This window comes from Kitasatospora sp. NPDC017646, from assembly GCF_044329365.1.
Taxonomy (GTDB): Bacteria; Actinomycetota; Actinomycetes; order Streptomycetales; family Streptomycetaceae; genus Kitasatospora.
In genome coordinates, this window is record NZ_JBIRJC010000043.1 from 1 (window position 1) to 20132 (window position 20132).

Sequence of the window (20132 nt, forward strand, 5' to 3'; positions counted from 1 at the left end):
GCAGGGGGGACCCTGTGGGAGAGTAGGACGCCGCCGAACAATCATTCAGAAGAACCCCCATCCGGATTCCGGATGGGGGTTCTTCGCATTTCCGGGCCATTTCCGTCAGTTCGAGGGCGCCGTCACCTGCGCAGCGTCATTTTGAAGCCGAGGTGCGAGGGCGTGAAGCCCAGGCGCTCGTAGAAGCGGTGCGCGTCCGTGCGCGTCGCGTCGGAGGTGAGCTGGACGAGGTCGGCGCCGAGTTCGCGGGCTCGCTCGACGGCCCACCGGATCAGTTCGGAGCCGAGTCCGCTGCCCCGCCCGTCGGCGTGGACGCGGACGGCCTCGATGATCGCGCGGGTGGAACCGGCCCGGGACAGGCCGGGAACGAGGGTGAGCTGCAGGGTGCCGATGGTGCGGCCGGCGCGTTCGGCGACGACCAGGTGCTGGTGCGGGTCGCCGTCGATGCGGGCGAAGGCGGTGCGGTACGGGGTGAGGTCCTCGGGGGTCTCGCGGGTGGCTCCGAGCGGGTCGTCGGCGAGCATGGCGACGATCGCTGGCAGGTCCGCCTCGGTGGCCCGTCGGACGGTCAGAACGGCCGTTTTAGTCATGATCGGAGGATAAGGGTGTCCTGACTGGCCGCACCGGCCTTGTCTACGCCCGTAGCACCCCTTTACGGCCCTTCTGGACCGATGCCAGGTCAGGCCCCGGATGCGGCACTGGTGATGACGGCGAAGACGGCTCCGTGCGGGTCGAGCAGCTGGGCGAGGCGGCCGACGCCGTGCACGTCCGTCGCCGGGAGCCGGACGGTTGCGCCGAGTCGGTCGGCGATGGCGAGGCTGGCGTCCACGTTGGGGACCTCGAAGTAGGGGAGCCAGTGCGAGCCGGTGCCGCGCGCGGTCTGTTCGGGGCCGAGTTGCATGACGCCGCCGTGGGCGTCCTCGGTGCCCCCGCCGGCCGGGGTGAGCACGGTGTAGAGCGCCTCGCCGAACGGCACGTCCTGTTCCTGCCAGCCGAACACCGCTCCGTAGAAGGCCTTCGCCCGTTCGGCGTCGACGCTGTAGCACTCGGCCCAGCAGAGGCTGACCTCCTCGTTGACGAGGTCCAGGCCGCGGGTGTCGTGCGGCTGCCAGACGGCGAAGTCGGCACCGGTCGGGTCGGTGAAGCCGGCCATCCGGCCCGCCGTGAAGACGTTGAAGGGGGCGAACCGCACGCGACCGCCCGCCTTCTGGACGAGCTCGGTGGTGCGGTCGGCGTTCTCCGTGGCGAAGTACAGCGTCCAGCCGGGGAGCGCGCCCTCGTCGGCGAGCGGGCCGAGTGCTGCGACGGTTCGGCCGTCGAGCTGGAAGAAGCCGTAGCCGCCGGCCTCGGGGCCGGCCGAGTCGAAGGTCCAGCCGAACAGGGCGGTGTAGAAGTCGACGGAGGCCCGGGTGTCGGCGCTGCTCAGGTCGAGCCAGACCGGGGAACCGGGGCGGAAGTCGGTGGTCAGCATGGCGGTACTGCTCCTCGGACGGGTCCCGTGCGGGCGCGGGCGCGGTCGACGGCCCCCCGGGTGTCCCTCCAGCCTGGCACCTCGGTGGGAGCGCTGCACGGTGGGTTCACCATCGGTGTACGGAGGATGTGCGGGCGGGGGCACGGAGGATGCGGGGACGCACGGACGATGCGCTCGGGAGTGCGCGGCCCTTAGGGGGCTCCGGGTTGTCCGCGCAGGACGGTACGGTGCGTATCGGAATGTCCACCCGTACCGGTCGAAGGGGGCTCCGGTGGCCAAGCAGGCGCAGTCGGGGCAGCAGGTCACGCGCCAGCTCGCGCAGGTCGAGGGCGTGCTGGAGCGGATCACCTATGCGAACGAGGAGACCGGCTACACGGTGGCCCGAGTGGACACCGGCCGGGGCGGGAACGACCTGCTGACGGTGGTGGGCGCGCTGCTGGGGGCGCAGGTCGGCGAGTCGCTGCGGCTGCACGGGCGGTGGGGTTCGCATCCGCAGTACGGGCGGCAGTTCACGGTGGAGAACTACACGACGGTGCTGCCGGCCACGGTGCAGGGCATCCAGCGGTACCTGGGTTCGGGGCTGATCAAGGGCATCGGGCCGCGGTTCGCCGAGCGGATCGTGGAGCGCTTCGGGGTGGACACCCTGGAGGTGATCGAGAACGAGCCGAGCCGGCTGATCGAGGTGCCCGGGCTGGGGCCGAAGCGCACCAGGAAGATCGCCGAGGCCTGGGAGGAGCAGAAGGCCATCAAGGAGGTGATGGTCTTCCTCCAGGGGGTCGGGGTGTCGACCTCCCTGGCGGTGCGGATCTACAAGCAGTACGGCGATGCCTCGATCGGGGTCGTCAAGAACGAGCCGTACAAGCTGGCGTCGGACGTCTGGGGCATCGGCTTCCTGACGGCGGACCGGATCGCCCAGGCGGTGGGCATCCCGCACGACAGCCCCGAGCGGGTGAAGGCGGGGCTGCAGTACGCGCTGTCGCAGAGCAGCGACCAGGGGCACTGCTACCTGCCGGAGGAGCGACTGATCGCGGACGGCGTGAAGCTGCTCCAGGTGGACGTGGGGCTGGTGATCGACTGTCTGGCGGAGCTGGTCGCGGCCGAGGGGGTGGTGCGCGAGACGGTGCCGGGGGAGGCGGGCGAGCCGATCACCGCGGTCTACCTGGTGCCGTTCCACCGGGCGGAGATCTCGCTGGCCAACCAACTGCTGCGGCTGCTGCGTTCGGACTCCGACCGGTTGCCGTGGTCCGCCGAGGTGGACTGGCCGGTGGCGCTGGAGTGGCTGGCGAAGCGGACCGGGACGGAGCTGGCGCCGGAGCAGCAGCAGTCGGTGCGGCTGGCGCTGACCCGCAAGGTCGCGGTGCTGACGGGTGGTCCGGGCTGCGGCAAGTCGTTCACGGTGAAGTCGATCGTGATGATGGCACTGGCCAAGCGGGCGAAGGTGGTGCTGGCGGCGCCGACCGGGCGGGCGGCGAAGCGGCTGGCGGAGCTGACCGGGGCGGAGGCCTCGACGGTGCACCGGCTGCTGGAGCTGAAGCCGGGCGGGGACGCCGCTTACGACCGGGACCGGCCGCTGGACGCGGACCTGGTGGTGGTGGACGAGGCCTCGATGTTGGACCTGATCCTGGCGAACAAGCTGGTCAAGGCGGTTCCGCCGGGGGCCCACCTGCTGTTCGTGGGGGACGTGGACCAACTGCCCTCGGTGGGGGCCGGGGAGGTGCTGCGGGATCTGCTGGCGGAGGGCGGGCCGATCCCGTCGGTCCGGCTGACCCGGATCTTCCGCCAGGCGCAGCAGTCGGGGGTGGTGGTCAACGCGCACCGGATCAACGAGGGCAAGCCGCCGCTGACGCAGGGTCTGACCGACTTCTTCCTGTTCGTCGAGGAGGACACCGAGCTGGCGGCCGGTCTGACGGTGGACGTGGTGGCGCGTCGGATCCCGCAGAAGTTCGGCTTCGACCCGCGCCGCGACGTACAGGTGCTCGCGCCGATGCACCGCGGCCCGGCCGGGGCGGGGAACCTGAACACGCTGTTGCAGGGGGCGGTGACGCCGGCCCGGGAGGGGGTGCCGGAGCGGCGGTTCGGCGGTCGGACGTTCCGGGTGGGGGACAAGGTCACCCAGATCCGCAACAACTACGACAAGGGGCGGAACGGCGTCTTCAACGGCACAGTGGGAGTGGTGACCGCCCTCAGCGTGGACGACCAGCGGCTGACGGTGCTCACCGACGAGGACGAGGAGGTGTCGTACGACTTCGACGAACTGGACGAGCTGTCGCACGCGTACGCGGTCACGATCCACCGCTCGCAGGGCAGTGAGTACCCGGTGGTGGTGATTCCGGTCACGATGTCCGCTTGGACGATGCTCCAGCGAAATCTGCTCTACACCGCTGTGACCAGGGCGAGGAAACTCGTGGTGCTGGTCGGGTCACGGAAGGCGATCGCACAGGCCGTGAGGGCCGTCAGCGCAGGTCGGCGGCATGCCGCGCTCGATCATCGACTTGCTTCTGGATGATTATCCAACAGGATGGTTGCCTCTAATGTTCTCTTGACGTGAAGAGATTTACGGCAGAGCCTAGGGTGGTGCCGATCTTGTCCGGTTCGTACCGGCTGCGGCGGCAGGTTTTGTAGGGGCGGGCCCTTCCGGGCCACCCCGGGTGCGCGACTGTCCTCCGGATGGGGGATGGTAGAGACAGTCAGGGCACCTTGGAAGAGGATTCATTTCGTCGGTGAGGAAGACGTGAGCGACAACTCGGTAGTACTGCGGTACCAGGACGGCGAGTACGAGTACCCCGTCGTCGAGAGCACTGCGGGCAACTCCGGCTTCGACATCTCGAAGCTGCTCCCGCAGACCGGCCTGGTCACCCTGGACAACGGCTTCGGTAACACCGCCGCGTACAAGTCCGCGATCACCTTCGTGGACGGCGACAACGGCATCCTGCGGTACCGCGGCTACCCGATCGAGCAGCTCGCAGCACAGGGCGGCTTCATCGAGACCGCGTACCTCCTGATCAACGGCGAGCTGCCCAACGCGGACCAGCTGGCGGAGTTCAACCGCGAGATCACCCAGCACACGCTGCTGCACGAGGACGTCAAGCGCTTCTTCCAGGGCTTCCCGCGGGACGCCCACCCGATGGCCATGCTGTCGTCGGTGGTCGGTGCCCTCTCCACGTTCTACCCGGAGAGCCACAACCCCTTCGACGCGGCCCAGCGCCACCTGTCGACCGTCCGACTGCTGGCCAAGCTCCCGACGATCGCCGCGTACGCGTACAAGAAGGCGATGGGCCAGCCCTTCGTCTACCCGCGCAACGACCTGAGCTACGTCGAGAACTTCCTGCGGATGACCTTCGCGGTCCCCGCCGAGGACTACGAGCTCAACCCGGTCGTCGTCAACGCGTTGGACAAGCTGCTCATCCTGCACGCGGACCACGAGCAGAACTGCTCGACCTCCACCGTGCGCCTGGTCGGCTCCAGCCACGCCAACCTGTTCGCCTCGATCTCGGCGGGCATCTCGGCCCTGTGGGGCCCGCTGCACGGCGGCGCCAACCAGGCCGTGCTGGAGATGCTGGAGAGCATCCAGAAGGACGGCGGCGACGTCGACGCGTTCATCACGAAGGTGAAGAACAAGGAAGCCGGCGTCAAGCTGATGGGCTTCGGCCACCGCGTCTACAAGGCCTTCGACCCGCGCGCCGCGCAGGTCAAGCTGCTGGCGCACGAGGTCCTCGGCCAGCTCGGCAAGAGCGACGAGCTGCTGGAGATCGCGCTCAAGCTGGAGGAGCACGCCCTCAAGGACGACTTCTTCATCTCGCGCAAGCTGTACCCGAACGTGGACTTCTACACCGGCCTGATCTACCGCGCCATGGGCTTCCCGACCAGCATGTTCACCGTGCTGTTCGCCCTCGGCCGGCTGCCGGGCTGGATCGCCCACTGGCACGAGATGATCAACGACCCGACCAGCCGGATCGGCCGCCCGCGCCAGATCTACACGGGCACCGCGATCCGCGACTACGTCGAGCTCGAGCAGCGCTGAGGTAGCACCGCACCGAAAGGGGCCCGGCCGCTGCTGAGCGGCCGGGCCCCTTCGCGTCCTCGCGCCCCGGACCCGGAAGGGCCCGCGCGGGGGCGGAACCGTACGGCGCACGACTCCGGGGCCGGCTGCAGCCGGGGACGGCCGCTCAAAGCGTCCCTGGCCCGCCACACCCCGGCGCCGTGCGCGAAGGCCGTCGAAAGCACGACGGCCGTCCCGGGGCCCGCCGGAGCCCCGTCGGCGGCAGCCGCTGGAAGCGCGGGACGCGTTGCCGTTCTGTCGCGCCCCGCCCATCGGAAAAACTGCCGCACTACCAACCTAAGACGTATCAGGGTGCGAGAAGTTACGCCCGAGGGGTGTGAGCTGCCTCTCGCCACGCTCCGTAGGCGCTCGGTTCCGCGCTCATATCACACCTCCCCTCGCGCGCGACGTCACCCTCCCCGCAGTCACGGCAACCGAGCGTGATAGGAATCGTGGCATTCCGGTACGGACCGTCGCGCCCCCTCGTCGTGCGACGGCGGAACTGGGGAGGGAGTGCGCAGATGGCCAGGAACGTCGTCGTCACCGGCGGTGGCACGGGAATCGGGTTCGAAGTCGCGCGGCGGTTCGCCGAGGCGGGCGAGCAGGTGGTGATCGTCGGTCGCCGTCGTGCCGTCCTGGAGAAGGCCGCGGCCGACCTCGGACCGAACACCACCCCGCTGGTGTGCGACCTCGCCGACCCGGACGCGGTGGAGGCCGCGCTGGCCGAACTGCCCGAGCGGATCGACGTGCTGGTGAACAACGCCGGCAGCCGGGAGACGGTGGTCGGTGGCGGGCCGCACGCCCTGCTGGCCCGCTGGCGCGGCGACTTCGAGCGCAACGTGCTGACCGTGGTCCTGCTCACCGAGTCGATCCGGGACCGGCTCACCCCGGGCTCCGGCCGGGTCGTCACCATCAGCTCCATCGCCGCCCTGCGCGGGGCCGGCTCGTACGGCGCGGCGAAGGCCTCGTTGCACGCCTGGAACCACTTCCTGGCCGCGCAGTTGGGCACCTCGGGCATCACTGCCAACATCGTCGCGCCGGGCACGGTGGCCGGCACCGAGTTCTTCGGGCCGCGGCTGGACGAGGCCGAGGTGGCCCGCCGGGCGGCGCGCACCCTGCTCGGCCGGATCGGTGAGACCGGCGAGGTCGCGGCGGCGGTGCACTTCCTGGCCTCGCCCGAGGCCGGGTTCATCACCGGCGAGATCCTGCACTGCAACGGCGGGGAGCTGCTGGGGCGTTGAGCGGTGACGAGGGGCCCGGACCGCCTGCGGTCCGGGCCCCTCGTGCCGTCGGGCACCCCTTCGGCCGTTTGGCTCAGGCGGCTCGGAAGCGGCGCAGCCGGAGGCTGTTGCTGACCACGAAGACCGAGGAGAAGGCCATCGCGGCCCCGGCGATCATCGGGTTGAGGAGTCCGGCGGCGGCCAGCGGGATCGCCGCCACGTTGTAGCCGAAAGCCCAGCAGAGGTTGCCCCTGATGGTGGCGAGGGTGCGGCGGGAGAGCCGGATGGCGTCGGCCGCGCAGCGCAGGTCGCCGCGGACCAGGGTGAGGTCGCCGGCCTCGATCGCGGCGTCGGTGCCGGTGCCCATGGCCAGGCCCAGGTCGGCCTGGGCGAGCGCGGCGGCGTCGTTGACGCCGTCGCCGACCATCGCCACCACCCGGCCCGCGGCCTGGAGCCGCTGGACGGTGACGACCTTGTCCTCGGGCAGCACCCCGGCGATGACGTCCCGGGGGTCGATGCCGACCTCGGCCGCGACCGCCCCGGCCACCGCCGGGTTGTCGCCGGTCAGCAGCACCGGGCGCAGACCCAGGGCGCGCAGTCGGGCGATCGCCTCGGCGCTGGTCGGCCTGACGGCGTCGGAGACCTCCAGCACGGCCCGGGCCTCGCCGTCCCAGCCGACCGCGACCGCGGTGCGGCCGGCCGCCTCCGCGGCGGCCTTGGCGCGGGCCAGGGCGGGCGGCAGGTGCTGGGCGCGGTCGGCCAGCAGGGTCTCGCGCCCGGCGGTGACGGTGAGGCCGTCCACGACGCCCTCCACGCCCAGGCCGGGCGTGCTGCGGAAGGCGTCGACCGGCGGCAGTCCGCCGAGGCGGTCGGCGGCGGCCTCGGCGATCGCCCGGGCGACCGGGTGCTCGGAGGCGTGCTCCAGGGCGCCGGCGAGGCGCAGTGCCTCGGCCTCGGTGACGCCCTCGGCGGTGTGCACGGCGTGCAGCGCCATCCGGCCGGTGGTGACGGTGCCGGTCTTGTCCAGGACGACGGTGTCGACCCGGCGGGTGGTCTCCAGCACCTCGGGGCCCTTGATCAGGATGCCGAGCTGGGCGCCGCGGCCGGTGCCGACCATGAGGGCGGTCGGGGTGGCCAGGCCCAGGGCGCACGGGCAGGCGATGATCAGCACCGCCACCGCGGCGGTGAACGCCTCGGTGGGGCTGCCGGCGGCCAGGAGCCGGCCGGCCAGGGTGGCGAGGGCGATCAGGATGACCACCGGGACGAAGACGGCGGAGATCCGGTCGGCGAGGCGCTGGACGGCCGCCTTGCCGTTCTGCGCCTCCTCGACCAGCCTGGCCATCCGTGCCAGCCGGGTGTCCGCGCCGACCCGGGTCGCCTCGACCACCAGCCGGCCGCCCGCGTTGACGGTCGCTCCCGTGACGGCGTCGCCGACGGTGACCTCGACCGGGACGGACTCGCCGGTGAGCATCGAGGCGTCCACCGCGGAACTGCCCTCGACCACCGTGCCGTCGGTGGCGATCTTCTCGCCCGGGCGCACCACGAAGCGCGTGCCGACGACCAGCCGGTCCACCGGCAGTCGGACCTCCCCGCCGCCCTGGAGGACGGCGACGTCCTTGGCGCCGAGGTCGAGCAGGGCGTGCAGGGCGGCGCCGGCCCGGCGCTTGGAGCGGGCCTCCAGGTGGCGGCCGAGCAGGATCAGCACGGTGACGGCGGCGGCGGTCTCCAGGTAGAGCGTGCCGGAGGCGTCGGTGTCGCCGACCGAGAACGAGAAGTCGTGCCGCATCCCCGGCAGGCCGGCGTGGCCCCGGAACAGTGCCCAGCAGGACCAGCCGAAGGCGGCCAGGGTGCCGAGCGAGACCAGGGTGTCCATGGTCGCGGCGCCGTGCTTGAGGTTGGTCCAGGCGGCGCGGTGGAAGGGCAGGCCGCCGTGGACGACGACCGGGCCGGTGAGGGCGAAGGCCAGCCACTGCCAGTCGGTGAACTGCAGGGCGGGGACCATCGAGAGCAGGACCACCGGGACGCCGAGCACAGCGCTGACCAGCAGGCGGTCACGCAGCGGGTCCCGCGCGGCGGGCTGCACGGCGGCGGACCGGCGGCCGGCGGCCGGCTGGGCGGAGGGGGCCGGGGGCGGCGGGAGCTCGGCGGTGTAGCCGGTGCGCTCGACCGTGGCGATCAGCTCCTCGACCGTGACGCCGGAGCCGTAGTCGACCCGGGCCTTCTCGGTGGCGAAGTTGACGGTGGCCTCGACGCCGTCCATCCGGTTGAGCTTCTTCTCGATCCGGGCCGCGCAGGAGGCGCAGGTCATCCCGCCGATCGACAGCTCGACCCGGTCCCGTGCGTCGACGCCGGGGGCGGAGGTGGTCATGCGGGGGTGGCTCCTTGGTGGGGCGTACGGCGGGGCGGCGGCGCCGGCCCCGCCGTAGCGGGGTGGCTCAGGCGGCGCGGCCGACCAGCTCGTAGCCGGCCTCGTCGATCGCGGCGCGGACCTGCTCCTCCTCCAGCGGGGCGGCGGAGGAGACCGTCACGGTACCCGCCTGGGCGTCGGCGACGACGTCGGTGACACCGGCCAGGCCGGCCAGCTCCTCGGTGATCGCCTTCTCGCAGTGGCCGCAGCTCATGCCGGACACGGTGTAGGTGATGGTGCTGGACATCGGGGCCTCCTGGAGGTCGGTGCGGTACTGGCGCTCTTGCTCTTCACGACACCATACCCCTCAGGGGTATTCCTGGAGGGGTGGGTGAGGAGGATCGCATCGTAGGCGACGGGGCCGGTCAGACCGGGGAGGAGGGGGACTGCGCCGGGATCGGCGCGGTCGGCTCCCGCCGGATCAGCAGCCACAGCCAGAGCAGTCCACCCAAGGAGACCACGAGCAGCCCGGTCGTGTCGTACACGGTGTACAGGTGGATCTGCTCGCTGGACGGGTTCGGCATGTAGCCGAGGTCGAACAGGGCCCGCTGGAAGTCGCTGGCGGTGGTGCGGGCGACCAGCCAGACGGCGATGCCGCCCGTGCTGTCCCAGAGAGCGTGCAGCAGCGAGACGCCGAGGAAGGTGAGCACCACCGGGGCGGTGACCCGGAAGCGGCCGCCGCGCCGCGCCCGGAACAGCACCCCGCCGATGATCGCCGTCCACAGGACGTGGCCGACCGGGGCGAGCACCCCGCGCAGGATCTCCGTCTCCACCAGGTCGTCGAGCGAGAGGCCCTGGATGCTCAGCACCGCGTTGAACGCGTACCCGGCGCTCTCGAACGCGGCGAACCCCGCGCCGACGGTGGCGCCCAGCACCAGCCCGTACCGCAGGCCGCCCACCCGCAGCCGCCGGCTGACCAGCACCAGTGCGGCCAGTTTGACGGCCTCCTCGATCAGGCCTAGCACCAGCTCGCTCCTCCCCGCTCCCCGTCAGGGCACGGGGAGGAGCGGGCTGGTGCTAGTTGTGCGCGACGTCGGCGAGGGCGCGGAAGAGCAGGGCGGTGGAGGTGGCGCCGGGGTCCTGGTGGCCGGTGCTGCGTTCGCCCAGGTAGGAGGCACGGCCCTTGCGGGCCCGGAGCGGGATGGTGGCGCGGGCGCCCTGGTCGGCGGCGTCGGCTGCGGCTGCGGTGGCTTCGGGGAGCGTGGCGCCGGCGGCGGCCGCCGCGCGGAGGGCGGCGACGGCCGGGGTCCAGGCGTCCACGATGGTCTTGTCGCCGGGTTCGGCCTTGCCGAGGATGCGGACCGCGTCCAGGCCGGCGGCCAGGGCCTCGGCGAGGGTGGCGGGGCCGGCCGGCTCGGGCAGGGCAGCGCCGATGGCGCGGAAGGCCTTGCCGTAGAGCGGGCCGGAGGCGCCGCCGACCTTGGAGATGAGGGTGGTGCCGGTCTTGGTGAGGACGGCGCCGGGGCCGGTCGGCTGGAGGCCGTCCAGGGCGCTCAGGACGGCGGCGAAGCCGCGCCGGAGGTTGCTGCCGTGGTCGCCGTCGCCGATCGCGGAGTCCAACTCGGTGAGCAGGGCCTCCTCCTCCTCGACGGCCGCCGCGATGGCGCGGATCCAGGTCTCGGCCAGTACGGAGTCGAACAGCGGGGTGTCGAAGTCCATCGGGTCTCCTTCCAGGGACTCAGGCCCGCTTGAGGGCGGGGGTGTCGACCGGGGCGTCCCAGAGGTCCAGCAGCTCGGCGTCGGCCTTGGTGAGGGTGAGGGAGAAACCGGCCATGTCGAGGCTGGTGACGTAGTTGCCGACCAGGCTGCGGGCCACCGTGATGCCGCGCTCGGCGAGCCGGGCGGCTACCTCCCCGTAGACCACGTACAGCTCCAGCAGCGGGGTCGCGCCGAGTCCGTTGAGCAGGGCGATCACCTCGTCGCCGGGGGTCAGGTGGTGATCGGCGAGGACGGTCTCGACCACCTCGCCAGCCAGTTCGCGGGCCGGGCGGAGCTTTTCGCGGCGGCGGCCGGGCTCGCCGTGGATGCCGACGCCGACCTCGATCTCGTCCTCGGGCAGGTCGAAGCCGGGCTTGCCGGCGGCCGGGACGGTGGCCGCGGTGAGCGCGACGGCGAAGGAGCGGGAGGCGGCGTTGACCCGCTCGCCCAGCGCGGCCACCTCGTCCAGTCCGGCGCCGCGTTCGGCCAGCGCGCCGGCCGTCTTCTCGACCAGGACGGTCGCGCCGGTGCCCCGGCGGCCGGCCGTCCAGGTGGAGTCCTCGACCGCGACGTCGTCGTTGACCAGGACGGTGCGGACCTCCAGGCCCTCCTCGGCGGCGAGTTCGGCGGCGAGCTCGAAGTTCATCACGTCGCCGGTGTAGTTCTTCACGACGAAGACCACCCCGGCGCCGTTCTCCACCGCCTTGGCTGCGGCCAGCATCTGGTCCGGGACGGGCGAGGTGAACACCTCGCCGGGGCAGGCGGCGTCCAGCATGCCGGGGCCGACGAAGCCGCCGTGCAGCGGTTCGTGGCCGGATCCGCCGCCGGAGACCAGCGCGACCTTGCGGCCGGCCGGACGGACGGCCCGGGTGATCACCCGGTTGGGGATGTCCACCGTCAGCTCGGGGTGGGCGGCGGCGACTCCGGCCAGGGCGTCCTCCAGGACGCTCTCCGGGGTGTTGATCAGCTTCTTCAACGCTCTTCGCTCCCTAGGTGGCCTTGAGAACAGGACGCTACGGCGGACGCTGCAGGGGCCCGGTCCGCAGGACGGCCCCGGCGCTGACGCTACGCCAGACGGGGGGCCCGGGCACGGGGTGCGACACGCGCGATTCCGCTCACCCTCCCGGAGCAGTGGGACGGGGCCGTAGGGTCGCTGGCATGAGCGAACACGTGGGCATTGTTCTGGTTTCGCACAGCGCTCGGCTCGCGGAGGGGCTGCGCGAGCTGCTCGGCGAACTCGCCCCGGACGGCGTGCGGGTGGTGGTCGCGGCCGGGACGGAGGACGGCGGGCTCGGCACCAGCTACGAGCTGATCGCCGGGGCGATCGCGGAGGCCGACGGCGGGGCGGGCGTGGTCGTGCTGCCGGACCTCGGCAGCTCGGTGCTCACCGCCGTGACCGTGCTGGAGGACGAGCCGAGGCCGGGCGTGAAGCTGGTGGACGCGCCGTTCGTGGAGGGCGCGGTGGCCGCCGTCGTCACCGCCTCGACCGGGGCGGGGCTGGCCGAGGTGGTCGCGGCGGCCGAGGACGCACGCACCTTCCGGAAGCTCCAGTAGGGCGGGCGGGTCCGGGGCTACTTGGCGTCCGCGTAGCAGTCCACCACGGCCGTGCTGAGCGGGAAGCGCACCGGGGTGTCGCCGAAGACCAGCCGCCGGGCCTCGTCGGCGGCCCCGGTGACGGCGGCGGCCACCTCCTCGGCCAGGTTGGCCGGGGTGTGCACGATCACCTCGTCGTGCTGGAAGAACACCAGGTGGGGGCGGTCCGTCGGGACGGCCACCGGCAGCTCGTTCAGCCGTCGGCGCAGCGCCGCGAGCAGGGCGAGCGCCCAGTCGGCGGCGCTGGCCTGGATGACGAAGTTGCGGGTGAACCGGCCGCGGGCGCGGGCGGTGCGGCCGCCGGCCTCGCCGGAGGTGTCGGCCTCGGTGAGGTCGAGGAAGGCGGCGGAGGCGGGTGGGCAGACCCGGCCGAGCCGGGAGGTGACCACGCCGCCGTCCTCGCCGGTGCGGGCGGCGGCCTCGACGTAGCCCATCGCGGCGGGATAGCGGCGGCGCAGGGTGTTCAGCAGCGGGCCGATGTCGCCGCTGGTCTGCCCGTACATGGCCCCGAGCAGGCCGAGCTTGGCCTTGTCGCGGTCGCCCTGGAAGGCGTGGGCGGCGAGCGCCTCGTACAGGTCGCCGCCGGCGGCGGTGCGGGCCAGTCCGGCGTCCCCGGAGAGTGCGGCGAGCACCCGCGGCTCCAGCTGGGCGGCGTCGGCGACCACCAGCAGCCAGCCCGGGTCGGCGACCACGGCGCGGCGCAGGATGCGCGGGATCTGCAGGGCGCCGCCGCCGCGGCTGGCCCAGCGGCCGGATACCACGCCGCCGACCACGTACTCGGGCCGGAAGCGGCCGCCGCGGGCCCAGGCGTCCTGCCAGGCCCAGCCGTGGGCGACGTGGATCCGGGACAGCTCCTTGTAGCGGACCAGCAGCCGGGCGGCCGGGTGGTCGATGTTCTTGAGCTCCCAGGAGCGGGTGGAGCCGAGCTGGATGCCGGCCTCGGCGAAGGCGCGCAGCACCTGGGTGTGCGAGTCGGGGTTGAACGGTTTGGCGCCGAGTGCCTGGTGGAGTTCGACGGTGAGGTCGGCGAGCACCCGGGGCTGGGTGCCGGGGACGGTGGGGCGGGGGCCGAGCAGGTCGGTGAGCAGCTCGTCGTGGACGTCGGAGCGCCAGGGCAGGCCGTCGTGGGCCATCTCGGCGGCCACCAGGGCGCCGGCCGACTCGGCGGCGACCAGCAGCCGGAAGCGCTGCCGGGCGGCCGGGTCGTCGAGGGCGGCGATCCGGCGCTGCTGTTCGGCGTGCACGGCGACGACGGCGGCCAACGGATCGGCGCCGGGCGGCAGTTGCAGCCGGTCGGGGGCGAACAGGGTGTCCTGCCCGTCGTCCGCGTCGGCCAGGCCGGGTTCGGGCAGGTCGTCCGGGACGGGCAGGCCGCGCAGCCGGGACCAGGCGGCGCCGAGTGAGCGCGGCGCGCCGAAGCGGCCCTCGTGGCCCAGCAGCAGCGCCTCGACCAGCCGCAGGTCGTGGCAGCGGGCGAGCCGGTCGGGCAGCCGGGGCAGCAGGGGGGCGTACCCGGAGTCGGCGGCGGCCCAGACCCATCGCGGGTGCTGTGCGGCCTCCCGGGCGGCGACGACGGCGGCGAGGTCGCGGACGGCCTCCGGGGGGCCGAGCGGGCCGCCCGCCTCGTCGAGCGGTTGGAGGCGGCCGCCGGGGCCGTGCGGATCGGGCACGAGGGCGGTTCTGGGGGCCACGGCGGGCGCCTCCTCTCCGGTGGGGTCTCGCACGGGAGGCCCGACCGGGCGGTCTCGGGCGGTCTCGGGCGGGCGGTCTCTGACGGTCGGGCGGTCGGGTGTACGGACGGGGCGCGGGTGTGCGGCCCGTGGGTCTGCGCCGTCGACGTTAACGGGTGGGTCTGACAACGACGACCAGGGGTGTATGGGCACGCGGGATGACACCGCGTAGGGTCGGCGAAATGACCGAGAACCCGTTCTTCGCGGCCAGCCCCCTGGTCTACGAACTGCCTCCCTACGCCGAGATCCGGGAGGAGCACTACCTGCCCGCCTACGAGCGCGGCATGGCCGAGCAGCTGGCCGAGATCGCGGCGATCACCGACGACGGGGCCGCGCCGACCTTCGAGAACACCCTGGTGGCCCTGGAGCGCTCCGGTGAGCTGCTGCGCCGGGTGGACGCGGTGTTCCGCAACCAGTCCTCCTCCGACACCACCGACCTGCTGGACGAGGTGGAGGCGAAGGTCAGTCCGCTGCTCGCCGCCCACCACGACGCGATCCACCTGGACCAGAAACTGTTCGCCCGGATCGAGGCGCTGCACGAGGACCGGGCCGCCCTGGGACTCGACCCGGAGTCGCTGCGGCTGCTGGAGCGCTGGTACACCGCGTTCGTCCGCTCCGGCGCCCGGCTGGGCGCGGCCGAGCAGGCCCGGTTGCGCGAGCTGAACGCCGAACTGGCGGCGCTGGGCACCACGTTCCAGCAGAACGTGAACGCCGCCACCCGCGCCGCCGCGCTGGTCGTGGACTCCGCCGAGGAACTGGCCGGGCTGTCCGAGGGCGCGATCGCCGCCGCGGCGGAGAACGCCCGGGTGCTCGGCCACGAGGGCCGGTACGTGCTGAGCCTGAAGAGCACCTCCACCCAGCCCGAGCTGGCCCAGCTCTCCGACCGTTCGGTGCGCGAGCGGCTGCTGGCCGCCTCGCTCGCCCGGGGCACGGAGGACAACGGTCCGCTGGCGATCCGGCTGGCCGCGCTGCGCGCCGAGCGGGCCGTGCTGATGGGCTACCCGAGCCACGCCGCGTACGTGGTGGCGGACGAGACGGCCGGCACCGTGGAGGCGGTGTCCGGGCTGCTGGCCCGGCTGGTGGAGCCGGCCGTGGCGAACGCCCGCCGGGAGGCCGCGGAGCTGGCCAGGGTGGCGGCCGCGGACGGCATCGGGGAGATCGCGGCGCACGACTGGGCGTACTACTCGGAGAAGGTCCGGCAGACCTCCTACCAGGTGGACGCGGCGGCGCTGCGCCCGTACTTCGAGCTGGAGCGGGTGCTGAAGGACGGCGTGTTCTTCGCCGCGGGGCTCGCCTACGGGCTGAGCTTCACCGAGCGGCCGGAGCTGACGGCCCACCACCCGGACGCCCGGGTCTTCGAGGTGTTCGAGGAGGACGGCACCCCGCTGGGCCTGTTCATCGGCGACTTCCACGCCCGGGCGTCCAAGCGCGGCGGTGCCTGGATGGACGAGCTGGTGGGCCAGTCCGGGCTGACCGGTCGGCGGCCGGTGGTGCTGAACAACCTCAACGTCCCGCGCCCGGCGCCGGGCGAGCCGGCGCTGCTGAGCTGGGACGAGGTGCGCACCATGTTCCACGAGTTCGGGCACGCGCTGCACGGGCTGTTCTCGGACGTGCGGTACCCGCTGTTCGCGGGCACCGCGGTGCCGCGGGACTTCGTGGAGTTCCCCTCGCAGGTCAACGAGATGTGGATGGTCCGGCCGGAGGTGCTGGCCAACTACGCCCGCCACCACGAGACCGGGGAGCCGCTGCCGGCCGAGCTGGTCGAGCGGATGACCGCGGCCGAGGGCTTCGGGCAGGGCTTCCGGACGGTGGAGTACCTGGCGGCGACGCTGCTGGACTGGGCCTGGCACACCCTGCCGGAGGGCCACCGGGTCGCGGACGCCGAGGAGTTCGAGGCGCGGGCGCTGGCGGAGGCCGGGATCGTCGTCCCGGCGATCCCGCCGCGCTATCGCACGCCGTACTTCCAGCACATCTTCTCCAGCGGCTACAGCGCCGGGTACTACGCGTACATCTGGTCGGAGGTGCTGGACGCGGACACCGTGCGGTGGATCGAGACCAACGGGCGCTCGGTGCGGGACAGCGGCGAGCTGTTCCGGCGGGAGCTGCTGGCGCGCGGGTTCAGCCGGGACCCGCTGGAGTCCTTCCGTGCGGTGGTCGGCCGGGCGCCGGAGACCGGGCCGCTGCTGGAGCGCCGCGGGCTGGCCTGATCGCCGGCGCGGTGCGGCGCCGGCGCGGTGCGGCGCCGGCGCGGGTGCGTTGCCGGCGCGGTGCATCGTCAGCGCGGTGCGAGCGTGACCGTCACCGGGGTGCCGGGGCGGGTGTGCGGGAGCCGGATCCGTACGGTTCCCGCACGTCCGTCCGCGGGCTGCTCGACCTCGACCCGGGCGTCGGCCGGGGACACGGCGACCCGGACGCCGCGGGGGAAACCGGCGGGCGGCAGGAGGACTTCGCTGGTGCGCCCGCTGCCGTCGGCGTTCCAGCGTACGGTGGTGCCCTCCGTTCGGACGCCGGTGCCGGCGACGGCCACCGGGTACGGACCGAAGGCGGGTCTGTCGCCGGGGGCGGGGTGCCCGGCGGGGTCGAGCGCGCAGTAGCCGCCGGTGCCGCGGCACCAGTACCACATGGTCCAGCCCTCGGCGAAGCCGTCCATCGCGGCGACCTGGCCGTGGACCAGCAGGGTGTTGCCCGGGGTGCGGGAGTTCGGCGGGCCCCACTCGCCGACCAGGACGGGCAGCCGGTGGGCGGTGGGGTAACCGGTGATCGCGGCGGTGTACCGCTGGAGGAAGCCGTCGCCGGGGTTCCAGTCCGCGCCGTTCTCCACCGCGGTGTCGTAGAAGTGCGGGGCGTAGCCGAGCCGGGGCGCGCCCGCGCGGGGGTCGGTGAAGCCGGGCAGCCGCGTCGGTACGCCCTGGCCGACCAGGACCGTCGGTTCGACGAACAGCCAGGCGCGGGAGTCGACCCGGCGCACGGCGGTGATCAGGCGGCGGTACATGTCGGCGAGCCGGCCCCGTTCCAGGGCGGCGGAGGCGGCGGCGAGCACGGCCGGGTCGGTCGGGTCGCCGTCCACCGGGCCGAACGGCTCGTTGAACAGGTCGTAACCCAACAGCGAGCGGTGGCCGCGCAGTTCGCGGGCGAGCCGGGTGTAGAAGTCGGCCTGCCAGGCGCGCAGGTCGGGGTCGTCGTAGAGGTGGCGGAAGGCGGCCTGGACGGCGGGCTGGAAGTAGCCGGCGAACCAGTCGTCCGGGTCGGGGGTGAAGGGCAGCCCGTCGTCGCGGGTGGCCCAGACCGGGATGCCGTTGGTGCCGCCGCCGAACTTCGGCCCGTAGACGTCCTGGTGGAAGTCGACCAGGACGAGCAGCCCCAGGCGGTCGGCCCGGTCAAGGAGTTGCCGGATCCGGTGCAGCTCGGTGGGGTCGAGCCGGCCGCGCTCGGGCTCGAGCCTGGTCCAGGAGACCGGCAGCCGGACCAGGGTGAAGCCCTGGGCGGCGACCGAGTCGAGGTCGGCCGGGGTGGCCTCGGCGTACTTGTCCAGGTTGAAGCCGCGCAGCTGGAGCCGGCGGCCCTGGGGGTCGGTGAGGGCGGTGCGGCCGTCCGGACCGGTGGCCGTTCCGGTGGGGAAGTGGGCCCGGTGCCCGTCCCCGTGGTCCGCGGCCGCGGCCGGGGCCGGGGCGGGGGAGGCGGCGAGGGCGGCGGTGGCGGCGAGCAGCAGGGCAACGGCGGTGCGGCGCAGGCGCATCGGGGACCTCGCACGGCGGGGGTTGGGGCCCCGATGATGCCCGCGCTGCCGGGGGCGGCACAAGGGTCGTGCGCTCACGGGTGGTTCGGCCAGGGGGAGTTCGGCCCGCGGGAGTCCAGCCGACGTGAGTTCGGCCGACGGGCGTTCAACCGAAGGGAGTTCAGTCCGTGCCGGGGCTCGGCGGCTCGGCCGGGGCGGCGGGCAGGACGGCGGTCGGCAGGTCCGCGGCGGCGGCCAGGCGACCCCAGAGCAGGTCGGCCAGGGCCTGCACCATGCGGGTGCGCGAACAGGGTCTGGTCTCCAGCCACCAGTCCCCGGCGGCCAGCACCATGCCGGTGATGCCCCGGCCCCAGGCCTCGGCGAGCAGGTCACGGTCGGCGCCGAGGTCGACCTGGCTCTGCACGGCGCGGGTGATCTCCTCGGCGATCTGCCGCAGGGCGGGGGCGAGGGCGTTGCCGGCGCCGCTCGGGTCGCCCGGTTCGGGGTGAGTCAGCAGCCGGTAGACCTGGGGGCGGGCCTCGATCCCGGCGAGGTAGGTGTCCAGGACGTGTTCGACCCGGTCGCGGCGTTCCAGCGGTTCGGCCAGGGCGGCCCGGACGGCGGCCAGCAGGCCGCTGGTGTGGCGTTCGGTCAGGGCGCTGATCAGGCCGTTCCGGTCGCCGAAGTGCCGGTAGAGGATCGGCTTGGTGATGCCGGCCTCGGCGGCGATGGCGTTCATGCTGGCGCTCGGCCCCTCGCGCTGGATGACCCGGTCGGCGGCGTTGAGCAGCTGCTCGCGGCGGGGCTCTCGGGACATGCGCTGCTCCTCGGATTCTGGGTGGCCTGGGCGTTGACACCGGTTACCAATCAGTAGCAGACTCCCACGGTGTTACCCGGGGTAACACCGCCGGTGGGTCGCGTCCCCGCGGTCGTGTTCCCGGCGGTGGCCCCGGCCGTCCCCCCCCCGGTCGTACCCCGCGGCCGTTCCCTTGCGTCGTATCCCTTCTGCGGAGGCAGCACCATGAGCAGCACGTTCTCGCTGGACCCGGGCGCGGACCAGCTCGCCGTACGCGACTGGCTGCACGGCTTCGCGGCCGACGTGATGCGCCCCGCCGCGGCCGAGTGGGACGAGCGCGAGGAGACCCCCTGGCCGATCATCCAGGAGGCCGCCAAGCTGGGCATCTACTCGCTGGACTTCTACGCCCAGCAGTACTTCGACCCCTCCGGCGTCGGCATCCCGATCGCCATGGAGGAGCTGTTCTGGGGCGACGCGGGCATCGGGCTGTCCATCGTCGGCACCACGCTGGCCGCCGTCGCGGTGCTCGCCAACGGCACGGACGAGCAGATCGGCACCTGGACGCCGCAGATGTTCGGCACCCCGGACGACGTCAAGGTGGCGGCGTTCTGCTCCTCGGAGCCGGACGCCGGCTCCGACGTGGGCGCGCTGCGCACCCGGGCCGTCTACGACGAGGCCAAGGACGAGTGGGTGCTGAACGGCACCAAGACCTGGGCCACCAACGGCGGGATCGCCGCCGTGCACGTGGTGGTCGCCAGCGTCGACCCGGAGCTGGGCACCCGCGGGCACGCCTCCTTCGTCGTCCCGCCGGGCACCCCGGGGCTGAGCCAGGGCCAGAAGTTCAAGAAGCACGGCATCCGCGCCTCGCACACCGCCGAGGTGGTGCTCGACGGCGTCCGGGTGCCCGGCAGCTGCCTGCTCGGCGGAAAGGAGAAGCTGGACGAGCGGCTGGCCCGGGCCCGCGAGGGCGTCAAGCGCGCGGGCGGCGGGGGCAACGCGGCGATGGCCACCTTCGAGGCCTCCCGCCCGGCCGTCGGGGCGCAGGCGATCGGCATCGCCCGGGCCGCGTACGAGGTGGCGCTGGACTACGCCAAGACCCGGGAGCAGTTCGGCCGCCCGATCATCGACAACCAGGGCGTGGCCTTCCAGCTCGCCGACATGAAGACCCGGGTCGACGCGGCCCGGCTGCTGGTGTGGCGGGCGTCCTGGATGGCGGTCAACAACCAGCCGTTCACCTCGGCCGAGGGCTCGATGTCCAAGCTCTACGCGGGTGAGACGGCCAAGTTCGTCACCGCGCAGGCGATGCAGATACTCGGCGGCAACGGGTTCACCCGGGAGTACCCGGTGGAGCGGATGCACCGGGACAGCGCGATCTACTCGATCTTCGAGGGGACCAGCGAGATCCAGCGGCTGGTCATCGCCCGGGCGGTCTCTGGGATGCCGATCCGGTAGCCGGACGGCCC

16 protein-coding genes are annotated in these 20132 nt (G+C 73.2%); 6 read left to right on the top strand and 10 right to left on the bottom strand.

All coding sequences use genetic code 11. The features are described from left to right. Positions 1-122 precede the first annotated feature (122 nt). Together ACH4J0_RS36155 and ACH4J0_RS36160 are read right to left on the bottom strand one after the other, a co-directional pair. The gene (locus tag ACH4J0_RS36155) at positions 123-590 is read right to left on the bottom strand and encodes a GNAT family N-acetyltransferase (protein WP_396245415.1); all 468 of its coding nucleotides are present in this window, start codon (positions 588-590) and stop codon (positions 123-125) included. An 89-nt stretch (positions 591-679) separates the two neighbouring features. Continuing rightward, a complete protein-coding gene (locus ACH4J0_RS36160; RefSeq protein ID WP_396245416.1) occupies positions 680-1471 on the bottom strand; it encodes a VOC family protein in 792 nt (263 codons plus the stop codon). A gap of 271 nt (positions 1472-1742) precedes the next feature. Here ACH4J0_RS36160 and ACH4J0_RS36165 point away from each other — a divergent pair, with 271 nt between their 5' ends. The 3 genes from ACH4J0_RS36165 to ACH4J0_RS36175 all read left to right on the top strand — a co-directional run bounded on the left by ACH4J0_RS36165 (position 1743) and on the right by ACH4J0_RS36175 (position 6751). Continuing rightward, a complete protein-coding gene (locus ACH4J0_RS36165) occupies positions 1743-3977 on the top strand; it encodes an ATP-dependent RecD-like DNA helicase (RefSeq protein ID WP_396245417.1) in 2235 nt (744 codons plus the stop codon). Positions 3978-4202: 225 nt separating this feature from the next. Then, on the top strand, positions 4203-5492 hold the full coding sequence (locus ACH4J0_RS36170; protein WP_396245418.1) for a citrate synthase: 1290 nt from the start codon (positions 4203-4205) through the stop codon (positions 5490-5492). A gap of 539 nt (positions 5493-6031) precedes the next feature. Then, positions 6032-6751 (top strand): SDR family NAD(P)-dependent oxidoreductase, encoded by a 720-nt coding sequence (locus ACH4J0_RS36175; protein WP_396245419.1) that lies wholly within the window; start codon positions 6032-6034, stop codon positions 6749-6751. A 73-nt stretch (positions 6752-6824) separates the two neighbouring features. Here the strand turns inward: ACH4J0_RS36175 and ACH4J0_RS36180 are convergent, their stop codons facing one another. The 5 genes from ACH4J0_RS36180 to dhaK all read right to left on the bottom strand — a co-directional run bounded on the left by ACH4J0_RS36180 (position 6825) and on the right by dhaK (position 11811). Next, positions 6825-9098 carry a heavy metal translocating P-type ATPase gene (locus ACH4J0_RS36180; protein ID WP_396245420.1) on the bottom strand — a complete coding sequence of 758 codons (2274 nt, stop codon included), beginning with the start codon at positions 9096-9098 and terminating at the stop codon, positions 6825-6827. A gap of 67 nt (positions 9099-9165) precedes the next feature. After that, positions 9166-9384 carry a heavy-metal-associated domain-containing protein gene (locus ACH4J0_RS36185; RefSeq protein ID WP_396245421.1) on the bottom strand — a complete coding sequence of 73 codons (219 nt, stop codon included), beginning with the start codon at positions 9382-9384 and terminating at the stop codon, positions 9166-9168. 118 nt (positions 9385-9502) lie between these two features. Next, positions 9503-10102, bottom strand: coding sequence for a PrsW family glutamic-type intramembrane protease (locus ACH4J0_RS36190; RefSeq protein ID WP_396245422.1), 600 nt, complete (start codon positions 10100-10102; stop codon positions 9503-9505). Positions 10103-10154: 52 nt separating this feature from the next. Beyond that, a complete protein-coding gene (dhaL, locus tag ACH4J0_RS36195) occupies positions 10155-10796 on the bottom strand; it encodes a dihydroxyacetone kinase subunit DhaL (protein ID WP_396245423.1) in 642 nt (213 codons plus the stop codon). 19 nt (positions 10797-10815) lie between these two features. Continuing rightward, a complete protein-coding gene (gene dhaK / locus ACH4J0_RS36200) occupies positions 10816-11811 on the bottom strand; it encodes a dihydroxyacetone kinase subunit DhaK (protein ID WP_396245424.1) in 996 nt (331 codons plus the stop codon). 182 nt (positions 11812-11993) lie between these two features. Between dhaK and dhaM the strand changes: the two genes are divergently transcribed. Beyond that, a complete protein-coding gene (gene dhaM, locus ACH4J0_RS36205; protein WP_396245425.1) occupies positions 11994-12389 on the top strand; it encodes a dihydroxyacetone kinase phosphoryl donor subunit DhaM in 396 nt (131 codons plus the stop codon). A 17-nt stretch (positions 12390-12406) separates the two neighbouring features. On the opposite strand, the gene ACH4J0_RS36210 is transcribed toward dhaM, so the two are convergent. Beyond that, entirely contained in the window at positions 12407-14119 is a 1713-nt protein-coding gene (locus ACH4J0_RS36210) for a bifunctional 3'-5' exonuclease/DNA polymerase (RefSeq protein WP_396245426.1), read from the bottom strand. A 221-nt stretch (positions 14120-14340) separates the two neighbouring features. Here ACH4J0_RS36210 and ACH4J0_RS36215 point away from each other — a divergent pair, with 221 nt between their 5' ends. After that, positions 14341-16365 carry a M3 family metallopeptidase gene (locus ACH4J0_RS36215; protein ID WP_396245427.1) on the top strand — a complete coding sequence of 675 codons (2025 nt, stop codon included), beginning with the start codon at positions 14341-14343 and terminating at the stop codon, positions 16363-16365. 68 nt (positions 16366-16433) lie between these two features. Here ACH4J0_RS36215 and ACH4J0_RS36220 read toward each other — a convergent pair whose 3' ends face one another. Both ACH4J0_RS36220 and ACH4J0_RS36225 read right to left on the bottom strand, forming a co-directional pair. After that, a complete protein-coding gene (locus tag ACH4J0_RS36220) occupies positions 16434-17894 on the bottom strand; it encodes a cellulase family glycosylhydrolase (protein WP_396245428.1) in 1461 nt (486 codons plus the stop codon). A gap of 160 nt (positions 17895-18054) precedes the next feature. Beyond that, on the bottom strand, positions 18055-18690 hold the full coding sequence (locus ACH4J0_RS36225; protein ID WP_396245429.1) for a TetR family transcriptional regulator: 636 nt from the start codon (positions 18688-18690) through the stop codon (positions 18055-18057). A gap of 204 nt (positions 18691-18894) precedes the next feature. Between ACH4J0_RS36225 and ACH4J0_RS36230 the strand changes: the two genes are divergently transcribed. Next, a complete protein-coding gene (locus tag ACH4J0_RS36230) occupies positions 18895-20121 on the top strand; it encodes an acyl-CoA dehydrogenase family protein (protein ID WP_396245430.1) in 1227 nt (408 codons plus the stop codon). Positions 20122-20132 lie beyond the last annotated feature (11 nt).

What these genes read in the sequence shown, in the direction of transcription:
- ACH4J0_RS36155 (WP_396245415.1), bottom strand. Translation starts at nt 590, where the DNA reads ATGACTAAAACGGCCGTTCTGACCGTCCGACGGGCCACCGAGGCGGAC.
- ACH4J0_RS36160 (WP_396245416.1), bottom strand. Translation starts at nt 1,471, where the DNA reads ATGCTGACCACCGACTTCCGCCCCGGTTCCCCGGTCTGGCTCGACCTG.
- ACH4J0_RS36175 (WP_396245419.1), top strand. Translation starts at nt 6,032, where the DNA reads ATGGCCAGGAACGTCGTCGTCACCGGCGGTGGCACGGGAATCGGGTTC.
- ACH4J0_RS36180 (WP_396245420.1), bottom strand. Translation starts at nt 9,098, where the DNA reads ATGACCACCTCCGCCCCCGGCGTCGACGCACGGGACCGGGTCGAGCTG.
- ACH4J0_RS36185 (WP_396245421.1), bottom strand. Translation starts at nt 9,384, where the DNA reads ATGTCCAGCACCATCACCTACACCGTGTCCGGCATGAGCTGCGGCCAC.
- dhaL (WP_396245423.1), bottom strand. Translation starts at nt 10,796, where the DNA reads ATGGACTTCGACACCCCGCTGTTCGACTCCGTACTGGCCGAGACCTGG.
- dhaM (WP_396245425.1), top strand. Translation starts at nt 11,994, where the DNA reads ATGAGCGAACACGTGGGCATTGTTCTGGTTTCGCACAGCGCTCGGCTC.
- ACH4J0_RS36215 (WP_396245427.1), top strand. Translation starts at nt 14,341, where the DNA reads ATGACCGAGAACCCGTTCTTCGCGGCCAGCCCCCTGGTCTACGAACTG.
- ACH4J0_RS36220 (WP_396245428.1), bottom strand. Translation starts at nt 17,894, where the DNA reads ATGCGCCTGCGCCGCACCGCCGTTGCCCTGCTGCTCGCCGCCACCGCC.
- ACH4J0_RS36225 (WP_396245429.1), bottom strand. Translation starts at nt 18,690, where the DNA reads ATGTCCCGAGAGCCCCGCCGCGAGCAGCTGCTCAACGCCGCCGACCGG.
- ACH4J0_RS36230 (WP_396245430.1), top strand. Translation starts at nt 18,895, where the DNA reads ATGAGCAGCACGTTCTCGCTGGACCCGGGCGCGGACCAGCTCGCCGTA.